The organism is Antribacter sp. NEAU-D49, from assembly GCF_057158775.1.
Map to the genome: position 1 here is coordinate 41,089 of NZ_JBXTSN010000010.1, position 23,873 is coordinate 64,961.

16 protein-coding genes are annotated in these 23,873 nt (G+C 69.5%); 6 read left to right on the forward strand and 10 right to left on the reverse strand.

The annotated features are described in order from the left end of the window. Positions 1-10: 10 nt before the first annotated feature. Both AC060K_RS09885 and AC060K_RS09890 read right to left on the reverse strand, forming a co-directional pair. A complete protein-coding gene (locus tag AC060K_RS09885) occupies positions 11-1,573 on the reverse strand; it encodes an asparagine synthase-related protein (RefSeq protein ID WP_483765271.1) in 1,563 nt (520 codons plus the stop codon). A gap of 27 nt (positions 1,574-1,600) precedes the next feature. After that, complete coding sequence (locus AC060K_RS09890; RefSeq protein ID WP_182618014.1) at positions 1,601-1,762, reverse strand: hypothetical protein; 162 nt, start codon at positions 1,760-1,762, stop codon at positions 1,601-1,603. Positions 1,763-2,308: 546 nt separating this feature from the next. On the opposite strand from AC060K_RS09890, the gene mobF reads away from it, so the two are divergent. From mobF to AC060K_RS09905, 3 genes are all read left to right on the forward strand, one after another. Further along, the gene (gene mobF, locus AC060K_RS09895; RefSeq protein ID WP_483765330.1) at positions 2,309-7,645 is read left to right on the forward strand and encodes a MobF family relaxase; all 5,337 of its coding nucleotides are present in this window, start codon (positions 2,309-2,311) and stop codon (positions 7,643-7,645) included. Between the two features lie 309 nt (positions 7,646-7,954). Next, positions 7,955-8,923 carry an AAA family ATPase gene (locus tag AC060K_RS09900; protein ID WP_483765272.1) on the forward strand — a complete coding sequence of 323 codons (969 nt, stop codon included), beginning with the start codon at positions 7,955-7,957 and terminating at the stop codon, positions 8,921-8,923. A gap of 211 nt (positions 8,924-9,134) precedes the next feature. Beyond that, positions 9,135-11,423 carry a S8 family peptidase gene (locus AC060K_RS09905; protein WP_483765273.1) on the forward strand — a complete coding sequence of 763 codons (2,289 nt, stop codon included), beginning with the start codon at positions 9,135-9,137 and terminating at the stop codon, positions 11,421-11,423. A 600-nt stretch (positions 11,424-12,023) separates the two neighbouring features. Here AC060K_RS09905 and AC060K_RS09910 read toward each other — a convergent pair. The 4 genes from AC060K_RS09910 to AC060K_RS09925 all read right to left on the reverse strand — a co-directional run bounded on the left by AC060K_RS09910 (position 12,024) and on the right by AC060K_RS09925 (position 16,045). Continuing rightward, positions 12,024-13,742 (reverse strand): SulP family inorganic anion transporter, encoded by a 1,719-nt coding sequence (locus AC060K_RS09910; protein ID WP_483765274.1) that lies wholly within the window; start codon positions 13,740-13,742, stop codon positions 12,024-12,026. Beyond that, positions 13,739-14,170 carry an ArsR/SmtB family transcription factor gene (locus AC060K_RS09915; protein ID WP_483765275.1) on the reverse strand — a complete coding sequence of 144 codons (432 nt, stop codon included), beginning with the start codon at positions 14,168-14,170 and terminating at the stop codon, positions 13,739-13,741. Before AC060K_RS09915 ends, AC060K_RS09910 begins: the two co-directional genes overlap by 4 nt. Positions 14,171-14,249: 79 nt before the next feature. Next, positions 14,250-15,140 carry a universal stress protein gene (locus tag AC060K_RS09920; RefSeq protein WP_483765276.1) on the reverse strand — a complete coding sequence of 297 codons (891 nt, stop codon included), beginning with the start codon at positions 15,138-15,140 and terminating at the stop codon, positions 14,250-14,252. A 29-nt stretch (positions 15,141-15,169) separates the two neighbouring features. Beyond that, positions 15,170-16,045 (reverse strand): universal stress protein, encoded by an 876-nt coding sequence (locus AC060K_RS09925; protein ID WP_483765277.1) that lies wholly within the window; start codon positions 16,043-16,045, stop codon positions 15,170-15,172. 139 nt (positions 16,046-16,184) lie between these two features. Here AC060K_RS09925 and AC060K_RS09930 point away from each other — a divergent pair, with 139 nt between their 5' ends. Continuing rightward, positions 16,185-17,855 (forward strand): sensor histidine kinase, encoded by a 1,671-nt coding sequence (locus AC060K_RS09930; protein ID WP_483765278.1) that lies wholly within the window; start codon positions 16,185-16,187, stop codon positions 17,853-17,855. Positions 17,856-17,909: 54 nt separating this feature from the next. Here AC060K_RS09930 and AC060K_RS09935 read toward each other — a convergent pair whose 3' ends face one another. The 3 genes from AC060K_RS09935 to AC060K_RS09945 form a co-directional block, all read right to left on the reverse strand. Continuing rightward, positions 17,910-18,569: a response regulator transcription factor gene (locus tag AC060K_RS09935; protein ID WP_483765279.1), complete on the reverse strand. Its 660-nt coding sequence runs from the start codon at positions 18,567-18,569 to the stop codon at positions 17,910-17,912. A gap of 65 nt (positions 18,570-18,634) precedes the next feature. Beyond that, entirely contained in the window at positions 18,635-19,204 is a 570-nt protein-coding gene (locus tag AC060K_RS09940; protein WP_483765280.1) for a hypothetical protein, read from the reverse strand. Between the two features lie 147 nt (positions 19,205-19,351). Further along, positions 19,352-20,122 carry an SDR family oxidoreductase gene (locus AC060K_RS09945; protein WP_483765281.1) on the reverse strand — a complete coding sequence of 257 codons (771 nt, stop codon included), beginning with the start codon at positions 20,120-20,122 and terminating at the stop codon, positions 19,352-19,354. A gap of 210 nt (positions 20,123-20,332) precedes the next feature. Here AC060K_RS09945 and AC060K_RS09950 point away from each other — a divergent pair, with 210 nt between their 5' ends. Together AC060K_RS09950 and AC060K_RS09955 are read left to right on the forward strand one after the other, a co-directional pair. Continuing rightward, entirely contained in the window at positions 20,333-20,614 is a 282-nt protein-coding gene (locus AC060K_RS09950) for a dsRBD fold-containing protein (RefSeq protein WP_483765282.1), read from the forward strand. After that, positions 20,611-23,478 carry an HAD-IC family P-type ATPase gene (locus AC060K_RS09955; protein WP_483765283.1) on the forward strand — a complete coding sequence of 956 codons (2,868 nt, stop codon included), beginning with the start codon at positions 20,611-20,613 and terminating at the stop codon, positions 23,476-23,478. Before AC060K_RS09950 ends, AC060K_RS09955 begins: the two co-directional genes overlap by 4 nt. Positions 23,479-23,494: 16 nt before the next feature. Here the strand turns inward: AC060K_RS09955 and AC060K_RS09960 are convergent, their stop codons facing one another. Then, positions 23,495-23,755 carry a metal-sensitive transcriptional regulator gene (locus AC060K_RS09960; RefSeq protein WP_483765284.1) on the reverse strand — a complete coding sequence of 87 codons (261 nt, stop codon included), beginning with the start codon at positions 23,753-23,755 and terminating at the stop codon, positions 23,495-23,497. Between the last annotated feature and the right edge of the window lie 118 nt (positions 23,756-23,873).

Sequence of the window (23,873 nt, forward strand, 5' to 3'; positions counted from 1 at the left end):
CCATGGGCGGTCAGCAGTAGGCAGTGGTTGCGTGGTGGAGAGTGAGGACTTCCAGGAGCTTGGCGTCGTGGTCCTCACCGTAGGTGCCGGACTGGAGGCGGTCCACGGCAGAGGTGATGCCGTCGGGGTCGACGAACTTCTCCTCGAACAGGAGTGATCCCTCGTCGAGCATCTCCTTGAGCAAGGCGACTCCTTGGGTGGTCAGAGCGTGCTGGACGACCTCGGCGAACGACTCGCGCGCGGTGGGGTGGGTGACGTCGCCGGACATGCCGTGCGAGGCCAGGTGCTGGCGCTGGAGCTGCTTCAGCATCCGCCAGTCGTAGGGGAGTTGTTCGCCGAGCGCGACCATGTCCGGGTCGGCGAACGGGTGGACGGGCCAGAGTCCTTCGCGGAGCAGGACGGGTGCGGTGGTCTCCAGGGACAGGAGCGTCATGGAGTTGATCTGAGCCGGTGGCGCGATGCCATCGTCGGCGAACTCCAGCGCAGCCCGGGTTCGCACTCCGATCCACGGAAGATCCGCCGCCGTGGCGAGGGGTGGGAGCTTCTTGTCGGGGTACTCCTCGACGGACAGGGCGACCATCTCGTCCCCGCCCAGGCCGGTGACGACGCTGGTCGCCCCGGACTGGGCCGTGGCGCGGGCCATGAGGGTGAACGGGTGGTGCAGGGGTTCCTCGGCCGGGCTGATACGCGCGCCCTGGGTGCGCAGGCAGTCGGCGGCCAGGGGCTGGTGCTGCATCGCGTCGACCAGGATGTCGGTCTCGGCGTACGACATGGCGGTGCGCATCTCGGTCCGACGTCGAATCTGCGAGTCGCGGCCGGGGCCACCGATCAGGAGTGCCGCGGTGGTCAGGCGGCCGGGCCAGCGCGCGGCGGCGCGGGCCGCGATGGTGCCGGAGTCGAAGCCTCCGGTGAGGTGGAACAAGGTTCTCTCGGGGTCGAGGGGGCGCTTGTCCAGGACGGCGTCGATGGTGCTGGTGAAGGCGTCGATCACCGCTGCGTCCTGGGATAGTTCGCGGGGGCGGAGGTGGAACGCGGGTTCCGGGTAGCGGATCACCAGGTGGCCGGCGAAGTACGCGGTGGCGCGCTCGGTCAGGTGCCAGATGCCAGCGAAGAACGTGTCGGTGCTGTAGCGCGGCCGGTACACCAGCAGCCGTGCGGCCTCGCGGACGTTGACCCCGCGCACGTAGCCGGCCAGGTCGGCCATGTCCCACGACCCGGCAAGGACGTGGGCGTCATGGGCGAGATACAAGGGCGTGACTCGAGCGGCCCCGGCCGTTACCCGTACCGGCTCGCCGTCGGCCAGCTCGATCGCGACGAAGTCCAGGGGCCACTGCACGGCCAGGCTGCGGATGCGCTCGAAGACCGCATGCGTCACGGTCTCGACGGCCGCCGACGTTGCCCTGGTTCCGGAGGCCCTCTCGCGGACCACGACCAGGGTCCGGGTCCGGTCGGTCACGGCCACCTGCTCGACGGCGGGGTTCACGACCGGAGTGATCCGGGTCGCTCCGTCCTGGCTCTGGTAGCTCGTGCCGGTCCACATCAAGGGACCGGCAGCACGAGTATCGATACGCATCCGCAGCATGAGATTCGGCCCCTCTCGTCAGACGGCCGTGGTGTCGTAGGTCTTCGCGCCGTCGGACGACCCGGAGACCTTCTTGTAGTCGTGCGCTTCCTCGGGGGACTGCACGAAACGCACGGACCGAGAACAGAACAGCGTCTCGAAGCCCAGGTCAGGCTTACGCGGCAGCTCGAACATCTCCATCAGGTACCTCCCATGTCGACGACCAGCAGGCGCCACGCCTGCCCGATTCCGATCCAACCGCCCCGCACACAGGCATCCCAGAGCATCACTGCTGCACCTTTGTGGCGTTCGTGTCGCACATTGACTGCGGTCCGGGCGCTGCCGTCATCGGCCATTCGATCGCAGGCTCGACCGGTTTAGGTCGGGCCCAGGGCGAACCTGACCGGCGGTGTCTGGCAGGCAGACACCAAGAGCCACCCATCCCTTCGGGTATGGGCGGCTCTTCGCATGCTCGGGGACCCACACCCGCGTTTCCTCCGCCGCCAGGCAGCACGTGCGCACGGCCGACGAGCACGCGACGACGGACACGCACGCGACGACGCACGCGCGACGGACACAGCGGCGCGACGGACGCGGCTGCGTAGCTAGGGCAGGCGAGCAGAGGACGGCAGGTTCCGCGGACCGCCCTGGTAAGGGCAACACACCTAATGCACAGCGCTGTGAGCGGTCCTGTGCCAACCCGAGTTGACCCGCTCCCAGCCGTGACCGGGAGGGGTGGGGGACGTGATGACGGCCCATGTGCTTAGCGCTGGTAGCGGCTACACGTACCTGAACCAGCAGGTCGCCAGCGGGGACGTGCCACGCGGTCGCGGGATGTCGTTGACGGACTACTACATGCAGCACGGCAACCCGCCTGGGCAGTGGGTCGGGTCGGGGCTGGAGCAGCTCGGGGTCTCGGGTCAGGTGCTCGAGAAGCAGATGAAGTCGTTGTTCGGGCAGGGCCGGCACCCCGACGCGGACCGGCTCGAGGTCGAGGCGCTGGCCCGTGGCTTGTCGAAGCAGGATGCGGAGCGCGCCGGCCGCCTGGGGCGAGCATTTCCGGAGTTCAAGGCCCCGCCCGACGACGGCTACCGGCAGGCGCTGGAGGCCGCTTTCGCCGTGTTCGCTGCCGAGAACGATCGTCCGCCAGAGGCGGGGATCGAGCGGGACCTGATCCGCTGGAACGTCGCCCGCGCTCTCGCTCAGCGGGAGCACACCGACAAGGGCGCCTCGGGCGAGCTCTCGGACCAGGACGTCGCCACGTGGTTGGCCAAGCGCGGGCAGCAGCCCCGCAAGGCGGTGGCGGGGTATGACCTGGTGTTCACGCCGTCGAAGTCGATCAGCGTGTTGTGGGGTCTGGGTGACGCGGCCACGCGTGAGGCGATCACGAATGCGCATACCCAGGCCTGGCGGGACACGCTGGCGTGGATCGAGACCGAGGGAGCGCTCACGCGTGGCGGCGCGGGTGGGGTGAGGCAGATCGACACCCACGGCCTGACCGCCGTGGCGTTCGACCATCTGGACTCCCGGGCGGGTGACCCGAATCTGCACACCCACGTCGCGGTCTCCACCAAGGTTCTCGGCGTGGACGGGATCTGGCGTTCCCTGGACGGTCGGGTGCTGCTGGGGCTGAAGGTCGCGGCGTCGGAGCGGTACAACACCCGGATCGAACAGCTCCTGGTCGAGCGTCTCGGGGTCGCGTTCCACACCGAGTCCCGGGGCCGGGGCAAGCAAGGCGTGCGCGAGATTGTCGGTATCCCGAAATCTCTCCGCGACGCGTTCTCCCGGCGACGGGCCGTGATCGTGGAGTCCTATGAGAACCTCCGAGCCGCCTACCGCGCGAAGTACGGGCACGAGCCGGGCACGAAGGCCGCCTACAGCTTGACGCAGCAGGCCAACCTGGACACCCGGCAGGGCAAGGGCTCTCCCGTCGGGCTGAGCCATCGGCTCCCACAGTGGGCGCAGATGGCAGCCGCGGTCTTGGGCGACCTGGAGGCGGTGACACGGATGCTCGCGCGCGCACTCAACCCCCACCCGAGCACCGGACAGGTCGTGGTCAACGAGCCGAGTGACCTGCGGCGGGCTGTCGCGCAGGACCTAACTGGGCGTGGGATCGCTCGGTGGGCGATGCAGGACGTGAGGGACGCGGTCGAGCGTCTCGCAGCGGCGTCGCCGCACGCTCAGGTCTTCCGGCCGCTGCGGCGGAGGACAACTACCGGCCGCCAGACCGTGCTCGCGGACCTGGCCGCGCAGGTACTGGCCGGAGGCGACCTGGTGCATGCCTGTCTGACGAATGTGGCGGGGAGGCGGGCGACATGGACGACCTACCACTTGCAGGCCGAGGCCACGCGCCTCGCCAGGGAGCACGCCCCGAAGGGAACTGACCTGCTCGCCCTGGCCGCAACAATCGCCGGGCACGCCGAAGCCGACAGTCTCGTGATCACGCCCCCGGACCTGAACGAGCCGCCGGACGTCATGCGCCGCAAGGACGGCGAGAGCGTGTACTTCGTGCACGGCTCGACCCGGTACACGTCCCTGGCCGTCCTGGAAGCCGAAGACCAGCTCCTGACCGCCGCCCGCACACCCGGTGGCCTGGTCACCGACCCAGCCGTGGTGGAGGGCGCGATCGAGCAGGTTCGGGTGGACAAGGGCCAGGTGCTGAACCGTGGGCAGCGGGACCTGGTGGCGCACTTCGCGACGTGCACGGTTCTGGCTGCAGGGATCGGCCCGGCCGGGACCGGGAAGACCACCGCCATGCGCGCCTTCGCGGGCGCCGTCCTGGAGTCGGGTGGCAAGCTCATCGCGCTCGCCCCGTCGGCCGCCGCCGCGGAAGTCCTCGGCGCCGACCTCGGCGAAGGAATCGCCGCAGAGACCCTGGACATGTTCCTCCTGGCCAACCAAGGCGCTGGCGGGGAACGGCTCCGGGAACGCCTCACGGTTGAGCCGGGGACGGTGGTGCTGGTGGACGAGGCGAGTCTCGCCGGCACCCTAGCCCTGGCCGACGTCCTGGCCATCACCCATGCCGCCGGGGGGAGCGTTCGGCTGCTGGGGGACCCGGCCCAGCTCGGCGCTGTCGCCGCTGGCGGTGCGCTGCGCCTGATTGCGCAGCAGGCGGGTGCGGTCGAGCTGACGCAGATCCACCGCTTCGACACCAGAGGCGAAGCAGACGCCTCCCTCCAGATCCGTGACGGTGACCACCGGGGTCTGGACTTCTACATCACCCATCACCGCACCCAGGGTGGGTCGGCGGCGCAGATGGCGGAGGAGATGTTCGCGAACTGGCAGACCGACTCCGACCAGGGCCTGGGGACGGTCATGATCGCCGCGACCAACACCCTGGTCACCGAGCTCTCGGCTAGGGCTCGGTTGCACCGCGTCACGCGCGGCGAGGTCGAAGACGACGGCGTGACCCTGCACGACGAGAACCGGGCCGGGATCGGCGACGTGATCGTGACCCGGCTGAACAACCGCCACCTGCGCGCTGAGCACGACGACGGGCACATCGACTGGGGCCGGGACTGGGTCCGCAACGGCGACTTGTGGCGCGTCGTCGCTCGTGGTGAGGACGGTGTCTTGCAGGCCCGGCACATGGAGTCTGGGGCGACGGTGGCGCTTCCGGGCGACTACGTCGCGGCGCATGTCGAGCTGGGGTACGCGGCGACGATCCACCGTGTGCAGGGCATGACCGTGGACACCTCGCACGCGATGGTCGGGGTGGGGATGACCCGTAACGAGCTCTACACCGCGATCACCCGCGGCCGGGTCTCGAACCGGGTGTACGTCGAGACCGACGACGTTCTGGACCTGGACCCGCACCGGCAGCCGGACCTGGAGCGGGCGGTGCTGAACGCGCTCAAGGGGGTGCTGGACCGGGATGGCGAGGAGAAGTCCGCCTCGCGGGTGATCGAGGAGGAGTGGGACTACGCGCATTCGCTGGCGCGCCTGGTCCCGGAGTACGAGGACGCGTACATGACGTTCCTCGAGCCGGACCGTAGCGGGCGTCTTGCCGAGGCTGTGCGGTCGGTGCTTCCTGAGCGGGTCTCGGACCGGGTATTGGCCGACGAGGTCTGGCCGGTGTTGGCCAAGCGGCTGTCCATGCATGAGGCCGCGGGTGCCGACCCCGCGGCCGTGGTCCGGCGCGCAGCCGGGACAGGGTTCGGGGACGCCCGGTCGATCGCGAAGGTCCTGCACCACCGCATCGGCCTGCCCCGAACCCATGACAACGACGAGCGGGGCCTGCCGGCCTGGGTCACGACCGCGCCCGACATCACGGACAAGATTCTCTGGGCCACTGCCGCGCCGACGGTTGGCGCGGACGGCCCTGGCGCCCCGGTCGCGACCACGCCGTCGCATGACGCATCGTCCCGCGAGGCCGGGATCGACAGCGGCGCCACGCATGCACAGAGCGTCCCGGCCGGCACGGATCGCGAAGCGAGCGGGGTCGGTGACGCCCAGGAGCCCATGGCCGCTGACGTGGGGGAGCGGGACCCGGTGGTCGAGATCACCGGCCGCGCCTGGATCTGGTGGACTCAGCAGAAGGCCACCCAGCACTGGGCGACCCGATATATGTCCCGCCGCGGTCTGACTGACGCGGAGTGGGGTGTTGCTCCCGGCACGTGGACCAGCCTGACTGACCATCTGCAGTCCCTGGGGTACACGGCCGACCAGCTCGTCATCGCAGGAGTCGCGACCCGCACTAAGACAGGGCGGATCATCGACAAGTTCCGCAACCGGATCGTGTTCCCCTACCGCGATCAGACCGGGCAGGTCGTCGGCGTCACCGGGCGCATCAACCCCGCCGAGGCGGAGACGGGCGATGGGCGTGCCCCGAAGTACCTGAACACTCCCGAGACAGCGGCGTACCGCAAGGGCGAGCTTGTCTACGGCCTGGACCCCGACGCTGTCATGCGTCTCGCGGCGGGGGCGCGACCGGTCCTGGTCGAGGGTCCGACCGACCACGCCGCCCTGCACCTGGCCGCTTCCCGTCTCGCGGAGCAGACCGGGGTCCAGATCGTGCCGGTCGCCGCGGGCGGTACCGGCATCACCACACAGCAGCTGCAAGCCCTGCGGGACGCGACCGGCCGGAATCTCACTGACCTGATCGTCGCCCTGGACCCCGACACCGCCGGGCGCACTGCCGCCGCCCGGGTCTGGGCCATGCTCACCCCCGAGGAAGCCGCCCACGCCCAAGCACTGGACCTGCCAACTGATCCCGCCCAGACTGCGACCAACGATCCCGATGCCCTGGCGGGCGCGCTGGCAGAGACCGTTCCGTTGGCGTGGTTCGCGATGGAACCCAACCTGCAGACCATCCGGGGTCTGGACCACTTCGAGCGGCAGATCCCGATGCTGCGTGCGCTGGTCGACCATCTCTACGGGCGCGTCGAGCTGGACCAGTGGTGGCCCCTGATCGAGCACGTCGCCCGGACCGTCGGCCACACACCAGGCGCCGAGAACCCTGAGCAGCTCGATGTCGGCTCGGTCCGCAAGGTCATGACCGACCACCTCGCCGACCGCATCACCAACCAGGCCCAGACCGACGCCGGCACCGGGGCCGATCGCGCCGCCGAGCTCGGCTCGGCACCAGTCCGGGGGGATCGACCAGTGACCGATTGGCTGGTGCGGGGATGGCTCGCGCGGCACGCCGACCTGATCGCCACCCGCCTGGACGCCCTGGTCGACGATGCGGTGATCAACCCGCAGCTGTGGATGGAGAGCATCGACCCTCCACCCCCGGACGGTCCTGCACGGGAGTCATGGCGCGCGGCGATGCGGCAGGTGGTGGCATTCCGAGACCGCTACCAGGTCACCGATCCCACCAACCCGCTCGGACAGCGGGTGTCAGAAAGGGAGCGCGGCGAGGCATACACAGCTGCCGCTCGTGCCCTAGAAGCCATCACGACCAACCAGGAACCCGGGATACGACAGTTCGGTCGTTCAGGGCTGCGTCCGATGGAGCGTGTCCCGGTGGTCCTGGACGACGCGCGAGCCCGCGCCGCCCAGATCCGCCGCGACGTCGACGAATACGCTCGCCGTGACCACGCCGAGCGGGAACGTGAGCGTGTAATCAGCCGTGACTGGTAGAAGTGGTGCTCCAGTGGGGGGAGGGAACGGTAGCCGTGCAGGACGTTGCTGAACCTCGATCGGGCGGTATTCGACTTGTTGCGAGACATCAGCGCGAGCTGCCTTCAGAACCCCAGACACCGAGGCAGGGAGCGAGCGTCAGAAGCTCCGGACACATGCGCACGCACTGATGCCTGAGTTCGGTGGCGGCATTCGATCTGGAGTCGGATCCGCCACCTGTGGTGCGGATCGCCCTCGAATCACCCGCTTCGACCGCACTCTTGAGCCTACGATGGCCGTGACCTGTACCGTGCGCGCGAAGGAGGGGCGATGGCTGGCACGAGCGAGCACATTTCGGCGCTCGTCCGCTCACATGCGGGCGGCGACGACGCCGCCTTCTATTCGGTCGCGCTCCAGGTCGCGGCACGAGAAGCACGACAAGGCCATCACCAAGCAGCGGCCGAGATCAAACGAGCCGTCGACGCGTCACGCAAGACCAAGCCGGTCGGCACAGTTACTCAGCTAGTCAGGCCGCGACGCGACCTGGACGACCTTGTCATCGCACTCCATCCGGAAGTCTCGTTGCGCGACATCGTCCTGCCGACGCCGCTAGCACAGCAAGTGGCTCGGGTTCTTGCTGAGCACAGGCAAGGGCAACGGCTGCGTGAGCACGGGTTTGTCCCGGCGCACCGTTTGCTGTTCGAGGGGCCGCCCGGGACGGGAAAAACGATGACCGCTTCGGTCATCGCGCACGAACTGTCGATGCCGCTCCTCGTGGTCCGGCTCGATGCGCTCATGAGCAAATACATGGGTGAGACGGCTGTGAAACTGAGAGCCGTCTTCGAGAGCGTCGCCGAGAGGCGCGGGGTGTATCTCTTCGACGAGTTTGATGCGCTGGGTGCAGATCGATCGTCCAACGATGTCGGGGAGGCCCGGAGGATCCTGAACTCCTTCCTCGTCTTCCTTGAAGACGCTGACCCTGACAGCATCGTGGTCGCCGCGACCAACCACCGCGGGTTGCTCGACCGTGCGCTATTTCGCCGATTCGACGCCGTCCTTTCGTACAAGTTGCCGGAACCGGATCAGGCTCTCGCGGTTGTCCGGCAACGGTTGGGGGCCTTGATGCCCGCGATCGACTGGGAAGAACTGCGGTCGAGCGCGGTCGGACTGAGCCATGCGGACCTTGTCAAAGCTGCTGAGTCGGCCGCAAAGACGGCCCTGATGCGCGGTGACACCCAGGTAACGGCCGGTGACCTGGCACATTCACTGGACGTGAGACGGGCAGCAAGCATTGCCTGACACGGGCGAGAGGCTCCCGCATATCTGGATCGCTGGTCGAGCCGAGGACAAGCCATACTCGCGCAAGTCCAACGCCCGTGATGGTGGAACACGAAACGTTGACCGGCGTGCACATGGTTCTACCCTCGTCGGACAGTCCCATTCCGCGCTTGCCGTCGCCGACGACAGGAGACAGGCGATCGAACCTGCCCTCCGTGCTCACGGCGTCTTCGTGACCGTAGAAGGCGCGGAGGCGCAGCATCTCCTGGCGATTGAGAGGCTGGAGCGCAAGGCACCTAAGTCGTCGGCGATCGACCGCAAGTGGTTCATGGCGACCGCACACCCAGGAACCAACGAGGGTCCGGAACGCGCTGTCGTGTGGGTCTCCGACAACGCTCGCTCCGAGTTCCTCGAACTGTTCGAGGATTACCTGAACGAGGACACCAAGGGCGGAAAACCAAAGAATCAGGGCCTGGTTGCAAACATCGGCCGAGTTCGCGACACAGTACTCGAAGATCTGTGGCAGTCGGAGGACGACCTTCCCCGGTCCGGCACTCATTGGTGGGAGGTGTGGCTACGCGATACAGAAGACGCACTGGCTGAGGTGCAAGATTTCGCCGCCGTGCGACGACTGCGATTGCTAGAGCGCTCCCTTCAGGTCAGCGGGCGCATCGTGGTCTGGATCGAGGCTCGACTCCCCGATATGGAGGCGCTGCCGTTCACCAAAGCTCCCGTGACCGAGATTCGTCGTCCTTCGTTCGTCGAAGCGATCGATGACCTGTCCGACAGTGAACAGGCCGAGTACGTCCATGATCTGGCACAACGGCTTCAGCCGGCTCCAGAGCACGCTCCTGCGGTCTGCCATCTTGATAGCGGCGTCTTGCGAGAACACTTGCTGCTGAGGGACTCGCTGGCGCCTGGAGATCTCCACGACGTAGTGGGCGTATCGGGGGCAGACGTCCATGGTCACGGCACGATGATGGCTGGACTGGCACTACACGGCCCGCTCGACGTTCCCCTGCTCTCATCTGCCCAGATACGCCTGGAGCATCGGCTGGAGTCTGTCCGAATCCTCCCTGGGCCTGGCGAACGTGCTCACAATCCGCTCGATTACGGATCGGTGACTGCAGCTGCTGCGTTGGCACCGGAGATCGCGGCGAACAGGCCACGTGTCTTCTGCATGCCAGTCTCGACACCGCCAGATTCATCAGGTGAGCCAACACTCTGGTCTGCGACTGTAGACGCGCTTGCTGTAGGAACCGACGTCGTTCGGGACGGCGGTGATATCCGCTTGATTTCGCGTCCCGACAGTTCAGCGAGGCGACTCTTTGTGATCGCTGCGGGGAACATTGCGGCGGCTGTCACGAATCACCTCGATGAGTCGGACACGTCACCGATCGAAGATCCTGCCCAGGCGTGGAACGCGCTCACTGTTGCGGCCTACACCGAGCTGCAGGATGTGCCCAGCGATCCGCAGTTTGCGGGCTTCGAGCCGGTGGCGGCGGCCGGCGAACTCTCTCCGTATAGCCGCACGGCTGTGATGTTCCCATCTAAATGGCCCAACAAGCCCGATATTTGCATGGAGGGAGGTAACGCTCTAAGCGATGGGAATTTCGCGAGCAACCACCCAATGCTATCTCTCCTGACAACGGATGCTCGGAGTGATCAGAGCCTGGGGCGCGCCCACGCGACCAGTGCGGCGACTGCTCAAGCTGCTCGCCTGTGCGCTCTCGCAATGGCGCGGTACCCCGAATACTGGCCAGAGACAATCCGGGCTCTTATCGTTCACGCAGCCGACTGGACTCCCGCGATGCGCTCAGCGATCGTTCCCCAGGACGGCCGTACGAAGGCGAAGCTGGCCACGCTGCGACGCTATGGGTGGGGCGTGCCGACGATCGAGAACGTCATCTCCTCGACTCGCCAAGCGGTGACCTTGGTGACGCAAGACGAGTTCAAGCCCTTCGACTCCAAATACGCGATGCGAACCTTTCGCATGCACTCACTCCCGTGGCCGATGGAGGCACTCGACGAACTAGGAGATGAAGAGGTCGAACTGCGAGTGACGCTCTCCTACTACATCGAGCCGTCAGCATCCCGTCGGGGCTGGCGTCACAAGTTCTCCTATCAGTCGCACGGTCTCCGGTTCGACCTCCAGGCGCCAACGGAAAGCCGCAGGGATTTCCTGGACCGGATGAACACCGCTGCTCTCGACGACGAGACAGGCCGCCCGGGACGGAGCACCGGCCGCGATCAGTGGATTGTTGGCAGCACCAATCGCCATCATGGGTCGCTGCATCAAGATATCTGGGTGGGTACCGCACGTGAGCTCGCCCGAAGCGACGCGCTCGCCGTCTATCCCGTGGGCGGCTGGTGGAAATACCAGAATCTCAGAGACCGCCTTGACGTGCCCGTACGCTACGGGCTCGTGGTCTCGCTACGTACTCGGGGAACCGGCATCGACATCTATACGCCAATCGCCCAGGAGATCGGTGTACCCGTTCAAGCGGTCATCCCGATCTGAACGGTTCGATCTAGTCTTGCCAAGATCGGGCATCGCTGATCCAGTGCGATCCGCTCGCGGCCCCAAAGCAACATCACCCGGCCGTGCCGATGGGTTGCTGTTCGTTTCCGCGCGGGCCGCTCCCAGTGTCACAGTCCCGTCGTGAGGGCGATCTCAGACCACTCAGTCTCTTGAGCGCGCGTGGAGGCCCGCTCCACGCAAGGAGGCCGATGGCTCGCACCGACCAAGGCGCAAGCGGAACGGCCCCTCGAACCAGTTGTTCCAGTGCAACGGTATTGCCGGCGAGATGCAGGCCGCGACCAACGCAAGCAGGACCAACGCAAAGGACCCAGCGGCCATCGTTGCCACACCGCCTGCGACCTGCCAAGCCCACGGTCGTAGCCGCGTCGCTTCCATGGAACGTCTCCACGGGGATCAGCTACAGAATGCAACAAAGAACGGCACCGGCATCGACTGCGGACGTCCTGCTTCAACGGTTGGCTGGCCTGGGCGAGAATCAGCGAGCCCGCGTCGTAGAGGTGGTCGGCGACCTACGTCTCGACAGGTAACGGCGGGTCCGGACGAACCAAGGCGGCGGTCGGGGTGCGGACCCGCGCCGCGTCAGTGTGGTCTGTCCGGTTGCGGGACGTCGGTGCCTTCGTCCGCGCGTCGTGCGTGGGAGCGGGCATGGGCGACGGCGTCGTCCAGCGTGAGGAACAGGTGGCTCTCGTGGCGGAGCTCGTCCAGCACCCCGACGGTGGTCATCAGCTTGCGGTGCCGGGGCTGCACGCCCTTGACCAGGACCGTGATGCCGCGCTGCTCGAGGGCGGCGACAAGCTTTGCCAGCGCCCGCGCTCCGGTGGCATCGACCATGCCAAGCTGGGACAGGCGCAGGATGACGACCAGGACGTTCTCCCGTACCGAGGTATCGGTGACCTCCGTGAGGATCCTGTCCGAGGCTCCGAAGAACATGGCGCCGTCCAGCCGGAAGAGCGCGATGTGCTCGTCACCCTCGTGTGCGACGCCGGGCAGCGGCTCGCGGTGCACGGACGAGGCGTGGGCCAGGCGCCGCAGCGCGAAGAACGCGGCGACGACCAGCCCGATCTGGACTGCCTCGATGAGGTCGAACGCGACAGTGATGGCGGCCGTGACCATGAACGTGGCGGCGTCTGAGCGCGTGGAGCGCACGACCGCGCGGATCGTGCTCGCGCCGATCATGCGGAACGCGGTCACCATGAGCACACCGGCCAGCGCTGCCAGCGGGATGCGGCTGACGGGCCCGGTGGCGAGGTAGATCACGGCGAGGATGACCAGCGCGTGGATGACCGCGGCCAGGCGGGTACGGGCTCCGGAACGCACGTTGACGGCGGTGCGCGCGATGGCGCCGGTGGCCGGCATGCCGCCGAACAGGCCGGAGGCGAGTGAGGCCAGGCCCTGACCCACCAGCTCCCGGTCCGGGTGGTAGACGGAGCCTCCGGGCACCATCGACGCGGCGACCCGGGCGGACAGCAGGGACTCGATGGCGGCCAGTGCCGCGATCGCGACGGCCGCGCCCAGCAGGTCGCCCAGCCCGGTCGCGCTGACGCCGGGCACTGCCGGGACCGGGAGCGCGTCGGGCAGGGCCCCGATGCGGGCGACCGGCGTCCTGGTGACCTCGGCGAGCACTGTGGCGGCCACGACAGCGACCAGCGAGGCGGGGATCGCGGCATGCAGCCGGGGAAGGGCGAGCATGAGTGCGGCGACCAGCGCCACCGTCGCGAGCGACCACAACGTGGTCGCGTCCAGGGCAAGCGCATCGAGGGCTCCGGCGGCGTCGGCGACTGCGCGGGCTGCTGTCACCAGGGTGTTGCCACCGACGGTGGCGGCCTGCCCGATGGCGGCGGGGACCTGTTGCAGGAAGATGATTGCGGCGATCCCGAGGGTGAACCCCTCTACCACCGGCCACGGGATGAAGGTGACCACCCGACCGAGCCGCAGTAACCCGGCAGCCAGGACGATCAGCCCGCCGAGCATCGTGACCAGGGCGACAGAGGGCAGCCCGTACGCGGCCACGACGGGCGCCAGGACGACGGCCATCGCGCCGGTCGGGCCGGAGACCTGGAACCGAGAACCGCCGAACACGGCCGCGACCACGCCCGCGATGACAGCGGTCACCAGCCCTGCGGCCGGCCCGACACCGGAGCTGACACCGAACGCCAGGGCCAGTGGCAGTGCGACTACGCCGACGGTCAACCCGGCGAGCAGGTCGGCCCCGATCGCCCGGGGGCGCGGGTCGTAGTCGTCACGCCGAGGCAGCAGGTCGCGCACGTCCAGCCGGAACAGCACGTCGCGGACCGTCACGGCTTCGCCGTCCTCTCGGCCGTGGGGCTCTTGGCCAGGGCGGCTTCGAGCACGGCCCGGGCGCTTGCGCCGGGCAGTGTCGGCAGATGTTGCGCGGCCGCGAGCCGGTCGGCATCCGTGTCGTGGCCGGCCAGGCGACGCAGCAAGAAGGCGCGGGCGACGACGAGCAGGTCTGCGACCAAGGGCTCGGTCAGCCGGTACAGCACGGCATTGCCCGTGCGGGTCGAGTCCACGACTCCCGCGCGTTTGAGGACCGCCAGGTGCTGGGAGAGCGCAGAGGGTTCAGCACCTGTCACGTCCAGCAGGCGAGAGACCGGGGCGGCCAGGTCCGGGTCGGCCGCGATCACCTCCAGCAGCCGGATGCGGACCGGATGGGCCAGGGCCTTGAACAGCTCTGCCTTGATCGCATACAGCGGCTGCGTATCCACCCCGTGACTTTAGCACTTGCTAAAACCGCTAGGTGATCGTGAACCGACTCCTCCGAGAACACCGACGTCGATGCCCAGCTCACAGCGCTCGCGACGGTGGGACGACGGCCACCGGGCAGGCGGCGTGCTGGATCATGGCCTGGCTGGTCGATCCCAGCAGGAGCCCACGGAATCCACCGCGTCCGCGCGATCCGACCACGACCAGCTGGGCGGTCCTGGCGTGCTCAAGAAGCACGTGGGCCGGGCCGTCGCGGACCACCACCTCTTCGACGGGAACGTCCGGGTGGTGTGCGCGGCCCTCGGCGAGCCACTGACTCAACGTTTCCGACTCGTTCTGCTGGACCAGGTGCCAGTCCGTCGTCAGTTCCCAGACGGTCACGACAGGCAGGTCGCTCCACGCGTGCACGGCTGTCAGGGGTGCACCGCGGAGGGCTGCCGCCTCGAACGCGAAGTCGAGCGCGGCTCGGCTGTTCGGCGATCCGTCCACACCGACCACTACCGGCCCGTCCTGCCGGGGCGCGGTATCCGGATCGGCTCCTCGTACGACCACGACGGGGCAGTGCCCGTGGGTGGCGACCGCCACGGCGATCGATCCGACGACGAGCCCGGCGAACCCGCCGAGACCACGTGAGCCGAGCACCACCAGTCCGGCCGAGGCCGAGCTCGCGATCAGCTGGCCGGCCGCCGATCCACTGACCAGCTGGGTGCTGGTGACGACGCCGGGCGCCACTTCCCGCGCCGCCGCGGAAGCCTCCCTGAGCCACTGGCCACCCTGCTCCACGAGCGCGTCGTGATACGGGACGAGCGATCCCACGTGCAGAGGTGCGACGGGGATCGGCGTCCACACGTGGACCAGCACCAATGGAGCGCGACGGCGGTCAGCTTCCTTGGCCGCCCAGAGCACTGCCTGCGTGGCCGAGGCCGAGCCGTCCACGCCGACCACTACGGGTTGCTGCCCCGTCTGGTTCATGGGGATCCTCTCCTCATGTTCGTCGGGGATCATCGGTGCGCGTCGTGGTGGGCGTGCACGACCACGACCGGGCACGGTGCCGACCGGAGCACGGCGTCAGCCACGCTGCGCAGCATCCGGCCGATCAGCGGCTGGTGCCGACGCCCGCCCACGATGACCAGATCGTCCGGGGTGAGCCCGTACAGCAGCACGGAGGCGGGGTCGCCGCGACGCATCACGATCGTGCAGGCGACCTGCCGGTACTTCTCCGACCACCGCGCCACCCGGTCGGCCAGGTCGGCCTTGGCCGCCTCGCGCCACGAAGCGGCGACGGGGTCCGTCTCCGGGAGAGCCGCGGAGATCGCGTCTGTGTCCGTCACGTGCAGCACCTCCAGGGTGCAGTCACGTACGGCAGCCTCGGCGAACGCGGCGCCCAGCACGTCTGGCTCGTCGTCGCGGTCCACGCCCACCCGGATCCGCCTCGGGTCTCCGGCGGTCGAGCCGGCCGGGATCACGGCGACGGCTCCTGGAGCGGTCGCCGCCAGTGCGGAGGAGGTCGAGCCGAGCACCATGCGGTCGAACTTCCCGAGGCCACGGCGTCCGACCACGACCAGACCGCAGGTCCTGGACCGCCGGCTCAGCTCGTAGGCCGCGTCGCCGGACACCACCTCGACGTCCTGCTCGCCCGGGCGATGCTCCGTGAGCCAGGTGTGTGCCGCCTCAGCGGCCCTGTAGGCCTGATCGCGCATCTCGCCGATCAGACCGCCGATGCCCGGGTCCTGGGTGATCGGCACGCCATAGGTCGCCACGACCGTCAGGCGGGCCTCGTGCAGATCGGCGGCGCGGGCTGCCCAGGCCAGGGCGGCCAGGCTCTCGGCCGACCCGTCGACCCCGACGACAATGCCGTCGTACCAGGTGATGCTCATGATCGTCCTCCTTCGTCTCTCCCAGGACACCAGGCGGCCGATCTCGTCCGGCAGAGACCGGGGACCCGCGGGAGCAGGACCAAGGTCCCAACCGGCTTGCCCCGGTCCGCGCGCGCTACGGTGGCCCCGGGAGGCACACATGGGCTCGGCCGACACCCCACGCGACCGCACCGACCTGCTGCTGGAAGCGGTCGTCACGGTCAGCCGTGGCCTGGATCTGGAGACGGTGCTGCACCACATCGTCGAGACCGCGATCGAGCTCGTCGATGCCCGGTACGGTGCGTTGGGCGTGCTGGGCGACGACGGCCGGATCGCCCGGTTCCTGACCGTCGGCCTGACCGACGAGCAGATCGCCGCGATCGGTCCCTACCCCACGGGGCACGGCGTGCTGGGCGAGCTGATCCGCCACCCCGTGCCGCTGCGCCTGCACGACCTGTCCGCCCATCCCGTCTCGGTCGGTTTCCCCGCGCACCACCCACCGATGCACACCTTCGCCGGGATGCCGCTGCGGGTGCACAGTGCGCCGTTCGGCAACCTCTACCTCACGGACAAGCGCGACGGGGGAGACTTCACGGCCGAGGACGAGCGGGTGCTGGAAGCGCTCGCCTCGGCTGCGAGCGTGGCCATCGAGAACGCGCGTCTGTACGACGTCGCGCAGCTGCGCGAGCGCTGGGCGCGCGCCAACGACCGGATCTCACGCCAGGTCCTGGCCGGATCGTCGCCCGACGAGGTCCTGGCGCTCATCGGCAGCCAGGCACGTGAGGTGGCCAACGCAGACCTCACGGCCGTCTCCGTGCCGGATCCGGACACCGGTCGCCTGCTGCTGCAGACGGCGTCCGGGCTGGGGGCGGAGGACCGGGTGGGTTCGGTCCTGTCGGCCGACGGGACGTTCGCCGCGCTCACGTTCCGCACCGGGGTGCCGATGGTCACCGACGACGCCACGAAGGACGAACGCGCCGAGTTCGCGCTGGACCTGCCGGTCGAGCTCGGCCCGTTGGCCGTATGGCCGCTCGGCGAGCAGGGGCGCGTCCGTGGTGTCCTGGCCGCGGCACGCGTGCGGGGCAGCCAGCCGTTCTCGTCCGTGGTGGTGGAGGCACTGAGCGCCTTCGCCGCGCAGGCCGCCGTCGCGCTGGAGCTCGCCGAGGGACGTGCTGACGCCGAACGGCTCGTCCTGCTCCGTGATCGCGAGCGGATCGCACGGGATCTGCACGACCTGGCGATCCAACGGCTGTACGCGACCGGGCTCTCGCTGCAGCGAGTGGCGCGTACCGCGCCGCCGGAGGTGGCCGCGCAGCTGACGACGGCGGTCGAGGAGGTCGACGAGACGATCGCCCTGGTGCGGACCACGATCTACCGGTTGCAGCCAGGTGAACGGTCCGGTGGTGCCGACGCTCGCCGGGTCGGTCTGCGCTCACGCGTCATCACCGAGGTCGACGTCGCCGCAGTCTCGCTCGGGTTCGCGCCGCGGCTGCGCTTCGAGGGCGCGGTGGACACCCTGGTACCCCCGGACGTCGCCCACCACATCGTCGCGGTCGTGCGCGAGGCGCTGTCGAACGTCGCCCGGCACGCGTCGGCGTCCCGGGCAGACGTGCGGCTGGGTGTGGCCGATGACCTCGTGCTCGTCGTGAGCGACGACGGCACGGGTGTCCCGCCGTCGGCCGCACACAGCGGGCTGCGCAACCTGGCGCAGCGTGCGGACGAGCTCGGCGGGTCACTCCTCATCGAGCCCGTGGACCCGAGCGCTGACCGGGCTGGGACACGTCTGGTGTGGCGGGTGCCGATGCCCACCGACGATTCCCTGGAGGCATGACTCGAGCGTCTTCTCCGGCAGCGCTCAGAGTTGTCCGATCAGGGGCTGTCCGTCTCAGTGTGGCCGGCGTTCGTCCTGTTCGAGGCGGTCGGCGAGGACGGCGGCCTGTGCCCGCCGTTCGAGGCCGAGCTTGGCGAAGATGCTGGAGACGTAGTTCTTGACGGTCTTCTCGGCGAGGAACAGCTCGGCGCCGATCTGCCGGTTGGTCAGGCCGTGCCCGATCAGGCCGAGGATGCGGCGCTCCTGGTCGGTCAGGCCGGAGAGCGGGTCGGGCTCGTGGTGGGCGCCCTCGCGGATGCGTTCCATGACACGGGCCGCGGCGCGCGGGTCGAGCATGGACCCGCCCGAGGCGACGGTCAGCACCGCCTGGACGAGGTCGGTCCCGCGGACCTGTTTGAGGACGTAGCCGGCGGCTCCGGCGAGGATCGCGTCGTAGAGGGCCTCGTCGTCGGAGAACGAGGTGAGCATGAGGCACGCGAGGTCCGGCATGCGGGAGCGCAGGTCGCGGCAGACGGTGACGCCGTCACCGTCGGGCAGCCGGACGTCCAGCACCACGACGTCGGGGGCGAGGGCGGGGACGCGGGCGAGCGCCTCGCGGGCGGTACCCGCTTCACCGATGACGCGCACGCCGGGCTCTGACTCCAGCAGGTCGGCGACGCCGCGGCGGACCACCTCGTGGTCGTCCACGAGGAACACGCGTACGTCCCGGTCCATGGGTCCCACCGTAGCTGTGGTGCCCGTCCCGGTCACTACCGGGACGGGCACCGCGGGGCCGGAGCTCATCGCAGGACGGGGAACCGCTTGACCAGCGGCAGCCGGGCCCACTGCTTGCCGAGGCCGATCGTGTCACCGGCCAGGAAGGCGGCGAGCCCGATCAGCAGGACCGCGTCGACCAGGTGGTAGTCCACGAAGGGGTTGTTCTCCAGCGGCAGCGAGGCCATCCACATCAGGAGCATGAGCAGCGCACCGGCGCCGGCCGCGATCCGCATCCCGATGCCGAGCGCGAGGGCGAGGCCGATGCCGAGCAGGCCGAGCATGAACAGCCAGTCGATGACGGCGTTGCCGGCCAGGGAGCCGAAGAATCCGGCGAACGGACCCTCGACGCCGCCGAGGTAGCCCTCGGTCGGGGAGCCGCCGTTGATCCAGGCGCGCTCGGTGGGGGTGCCGAGGCCCCAGCCGAAGAGCTTGTCGCCGAACGCCCAGAGGAGCTCGACGGCGAGGAGCAGCCGGACGCCCGCGAAGCTGTACCGGGCGACCGCCGTGCTCGTGACGGTGGTGGCGGCCGAGGCGGCACGCTCACGCGCGACCGGCCCGTGCGCCGCCGGTGCGGAGTGGCTGATGGAGCTCATGATGTTCCTCCTGGGGATGCGCCGGAACGGTTCCGGCTGCCTGTTACCACGGTCCCGCGAACGATGTGGACGGGTGCAGGGCCACCTGGCTCCTGTCGGTAGGACCTTGGTCCCGCGCCGGGACGGGCCGATGGCCCTGGGCGGCGTCTACCAGGTGGAGTCGCCGCGGATGACGGCGTCGGACCCGCCGTCGACGAAGATGACCTGGCCGCACAGGTGCGAGTTCTTCTCGCTGACGAGCCAGGTCAGGAGGTGCGCCGGGACCTCGGGCCGCATGAAGCCGTTCAGCGGCATGGGTACCAGGGCGGACATGGCCGCGCGCTGGATCTCCGTACCGATCATGTTCGCGACCATGGGAGTCTCGACGACTCCCGGCGCGATGGCATTGAGCGGGATCCCTGCACCCGCCCACTCCTTCCCGGGAGCCGCGCGGCGCAGCCACCGGCACAGGGCCACCTTGCTGCTGGCATAGATCAGGTCGTTCTGCCGCGCCTCGACGAGCTTGACGGCGCGCTCCATCGCGCCGGCTTCGTCGCCGGCCAGGCACAGGTCCACCAGCTCCGCATCCGACGGCATGAGGCTGGCCATCGATGCCGTGGCGACCGCGCGAGGGGCTCGCGAGCCGGCGAGCAAGGGCTGCAGCCCCTCCAGCGTCGCGACCGTGCCGAAGAAGTTGACCGCGACGTCGTCCGGGGTCTGGTGTGCCACCCCGGCGTTGGCGACGATGCCGTCGATGTGGTCCCGGCGTGCCCGTAGCTCCTCCACCATCGTGGCCCGGCCGTCCCGGGTGCGGAGGTCAGCCTCGATCTCGGCGTCGTGGAGGTCCACGCCGATGGCCCGGTCGCCGCGCTGTTCGAGCAGCCGCAGGGTCGCGCGGCCGATTCCTGAGGCCGAGCCGGTGACGACGATGGTGCGCATGATGGTTCCTCCGTGTCGTGCGTCGTGCCGATCCCGGCAGCTCACCGGGCGTCTTTCACGCTAGGCAGCCGGTTCCGGCATCGTCCTGTGCCGTCGGTCCCGATGCCTCGGGTCATTGGTCCCTGGTGTGCGTGCCCGCCCGCGCGAAACGCTGGGGAGCACGCTCGTCCTTCCGCAACGGGAGGGGAACCGATCGACAGGAGCACCGCCATGACCCACACCTGGAAAGTCACCATCCGCCTGTTCGACGCGGACGACATCGAGCGGGACGGCACTCTCACCGCCGCGCACGCCGTGCTGACCACGTCGAGCGGGACGTCGCTCGAAGGCCATGGACGCGCCCGGCGCAACCCGGACGACCCCCAGGTCCGCGAGATCGGCGAGGAGCTGGCCGCCGCGCGTGCCTTGCGGGACCTGGCAGACCGGCTGCTGCGGGCGACGTCGGACGACATCGCGCAGATCGAGCACCGCCCGGTCCGGCTGCACCCGTGACCTCAGGTACCTCGTCCCGACCCAGCCGCCCGTCGTCCGTCTCGTCGACGGCCTCCGATCCGTCCGACCCGTCGGTGCGGGAGGCGGCCGACGTCGCTCGCGAGCTCGGCGTCGATCCCGCCGTCGGGATGGACGACGCCGCGGCCGCCCGCCGTCTGGCGGCCGACGGCCCGAACGAGCTGCGGTCCAAGCCAGCCGTGCCGCTCTGGCGCAAGGTCCTCGAGCAGTTCCGCGACCCGTTGGTGGCCCTGCTGCTGGTCGCCGTGGCCATCTCGGTCACCGTCTGGTGGGTCGAGGGTGCCGACGGTGTGCCCGTGGACGCCGTCGTGATCGCGGCGATCATCCTGCTCAACGCCGTGCTCGGGCTCGTCCAGGAGAGCAAGGCCGAGAACGCCGTCGCGGCACTCCGGTCCATGACGGAGGCGATGTCCACCGTGCTCCGGGACGGCCGTCGGGTCACCGTGCGGTCCGCCGAGCTGGTGCGCGGGGACGTGCTCGTGCTGACCGAGGGCGACGCCGTCGGCGCCGACGCGCGTCTGCTGAGCGCGACCGCGCTGCGTGTCCAGGAGTCGTCGCTGACCGGTGAGAGCGAGGCGGTCCTCAAGGACGCCGCGGCCCTCGCGGCCCCCGCGCCGCTGGGCGACCGGTTCGACATGGTCTACAAGGGCACCGCGGTCGCCCAGGGCGTCGGCAGGGCCGTCGTGGTGGCCACCGGCATGGGCACGCAGATGGGTGCCATCGCGCAGCTCCTCGACGCCACCGAGGAGGAGGTCACCCCGCTGCAGCGGGAGATCTCGCGCGTCGGCAAGGTGCTGGGCCTCACGGTGATCGGCATCGCCGTCGTCGTGATGGTCCTCGCGGTCCTGGTCAACGACGTGCGCTCGGCGGCCGACCTCGTCACCGTCCTGCTGCTCGGCGTCTCGCTCGCCGTGGCCGCCGTCCCCGAGGGGCTGCCCGCCATCCTGTCGGTCGTCCTGGCCGTCGGGGTGCAGACCATGGCGCGCCGGAACGCCGTGGTCAAGAAGCTGCACTCCGCGGAGACGCTCGGTTCGGCGTCGGTGATCGCGTCGGACAAGACCGGCACCCTGACCAAGAACGAGATGACGATCCAGCGGGTCGTCACGGCCTCCGGCGAGGTCACGCTCACCGGCGTCGGCTACCGGCCCGACGGCGAGGTGTGGACCGGCCCGGACGACGACGCCGCCGCCGGGGAGCTCATCGACGAGGTGCTCGTGCGGGAGGTGACCATGGTGCTGGGCGGCGGCTCGCTGGCCAACGACGCCCAGCTCGTCGAGCACGACGGCGAGTGGACGGTGCAGGGCGACCCGACCGAGGCCGCGTTCCTCGTCGCGGCGCACAAGCTCAGCGGCACCGTCGACCGGGTGGCCGGCTTCGAGCGGCGCGGCGAGGTCCCGTTCACGTCCGAGCGCAAGCTGATGTCCGCGCTGGTGGACCCGCCGGGCGACGGCGCCTGGGCGCTGGTCACCAAGGGGGCGCCCGACGTGCTCCTGACGCGCTGTACCGACGTCCAGGTCGGTGAGGAGACGGTGCCGCTCGACGACGAGCGCCGGGCCGCCGCGCTCGCCGCCGTCGAACGGCTCTCCCGGCAGGCGTACCGGACCCTCGGTGTCGCCTACCGGCGGGTCGACGAGGGCATCGGGCCCGAGGGGCTGGAGGAGCACGAGTCCGGCCTGGTGTACCTCGGGGTGGTGGGCATCATCGACCCGCCACGGCCCGAGGTCACCGCGGCGGTGGCGGAGGCCCACCGGGCGGGCATCCGCGTCATGATGATCACCGGCGACCACCCGATCACCGCCCTCCGGATCGCGGGCGACCTGGGCATCGTGGAACCCGGGGCCCGGGCCGTGACCGGCGTCGAGCTGGACGGCCTCGACGCCGCGGGCCTGCGCGAGACGGCGCGCACCGTCTCCGTGTACGCGCGCGTGGCACCGCAGAACAAGCTGCAGATCGTCGACGCGCTCCAGGCCGACGGGCACGTGGTCGCCATGACCGGCGACGGCGTGAACGACGCCCCCGCCCTGAAGACCGCCGACATCGGCGTGGCCATGGGCGTCACCGGCACGGAGGTGACCAAGGAGTCGGCCAAGATGATCCTCGGTGACGACAACTTCGCCACCATCGTGGCCGCCGTGCGCCAGGGCCGGATCATCTTCGACAACATCAAGAAGTTCCTGCGCTACCTGCTGTCGTCCAACATGGGCGAGGTCGCCACGGTGCTGCTCGGGGTCGTGCTCGCCGGGGTCGTCGGGCTGGACGGAGCCGCCGGCGGCGAGGCCGTCGTCGTCCCCCTGCTCGCCACTCAGATCCTGTGGATCAACCTCGTCACGGACTCCGGGCCGGCCCTTGCCATGGGCGTGGATCCCGAGACGGACGATGTCATGGCCCGGCCCCCGCGCGGAGCGCACGAGCGCATCATCGATGCACGCATGTGGACCGGCGTCCTGAGCATCGGGCTCGTCATGGGCGTGGCCACCCTGGCGACCATCGACATCTTCCTGCCGGGCGGCCTGGTCGAGGGCAGCGACGACCTCACCGTCGCCCGCACCGCCGGGTTCACCACCCTCGTCCTGGCTCAACTGTTCAACGTGCTCAACTCCCGGTCGGAGACCACGAGCGCGTTCCACCGGATGTTCGCGGGCCGCTGGCTCTGGGGTGCGATCGGGCTGGGCGTGGCGCTCCAGGTCGCGGTCGTGCAGGTGCCGTTCCTCCAGGTCGCGTTCGGCACCGCGGGGCTCGACCTGGCGCACTGGGGCGTCGCGGTCGCCATGGCCTCGTCCGTGCTCTGGTTCGACGAGCTCCGCAAGCTGCTCTGGCGGACGCGGCACCCCCGTGCGGTTGCTTAGGCGTGTCGGGTGACGCCTACGCGAGGGACAGGAAGAGCTTCTCGAGCTTCTGCAGGTCGGCCGTGCCGTTTTCCTCGTCGGCGAGGCACTGCTTCAGCCCCGAGGAGATGACGGCGAAGCCCGCGCGGTCGAGCGCCTTCGAGACGGCGGACAGCTGCGTCACGACATCCGCGCAGTCCGCGCCGTCGTCCACCATGCGCACCACGGCGGCGAGCTGGCCCTGGGCGCGCTTGAGCCGGTTGGAGACCTTTCGCATCTCGTTCGGATCGAGTTCCACGAGCGGCCCTCTCAGCGTCCGAAGATCCGGGACAGGAACGAGCCCTTTGCAGACTCCTCGGCGTGTCCCTGGCACTGGTCACGGCGCGGCACGCCGGCCATCACCTGGTCGACGTGCT

Coding starts and splice junctions, on each gene's coding strand:
- AC060K_RS09885 (WP_483765271.1), bottom strand. CDS start 1,573: ATGCGTATCGATACTCGTGCTGCCGGTCCCTTGATGTGGACCGGCACG.
- AC060K_RS09890 (WP_182618014.1), bottom strand. CDS start 1,762: ATGGAGATGTTCGAGCTGCCGCGTAAGCCTGACCTGGGCTTCGAGACG.
- mobF (WP_483765330.1), top strand. CDS start 2,309: ATGACGGCCCATGTGCTTAGCGCTGGTAGCGGCTACACGTACCTGAAC.
- AC060K_RS09900 (WP_483765272.1), top strand. CDS start 7,955: ATGGCTGGCACGAGCGAGCACATTTCGGCGCTCGTCCGCTCACATGCG.
- AC060K_RS09920 (WP_483765276.1), bottom strand. CDS start 15,140: ATGAACCAGACGGGGCAGCAACCCGTAGTGGTCGGCGTGGACGGCTCG.
- AC060K_RS09925 (WP_483765277.1), bottom strand. CDS start 16,045: ATGAGCATCACCTGGTACGACGGCATTGTCGTCGGGGTCGACGGGTCG.
- AC060K_RS09930 (WP_483765278.1), top strand. CDS start 16,185: ATGGGCTCGGCCGACACCCCACGCGACCGCACCGACCTGCTGCTGGAA.
- AC060K_RS09935 (WP_483765279.1), bottom strand. CDS start 18,569: ATGGACCGGGACGTACGCGTGTTCCTCGTGGACGACCACGAGGTGGTC.
- AC060K_RS09940 (WP_483765280.1), bottom strand. CDS start 19,204: ATGAGCTCCATCAGCCACTCCGCACCGGCGGCGCACGGGCCGGTCGCG.
- AC060K_RS09945 (WP_483765281.1), bottom strand. CDS start 20,122: ATGCGCACCATCGTCGTCACCGGCTCGGCCTCAGGAATCGGCCGCGCG.
- AC060K_RS09950 (WP_483765282.1), top strand. CDS start 20,333: ATGACCCACACCTGGAAAGTCACCATCCGCCTGTTCGACGCGGACGAC.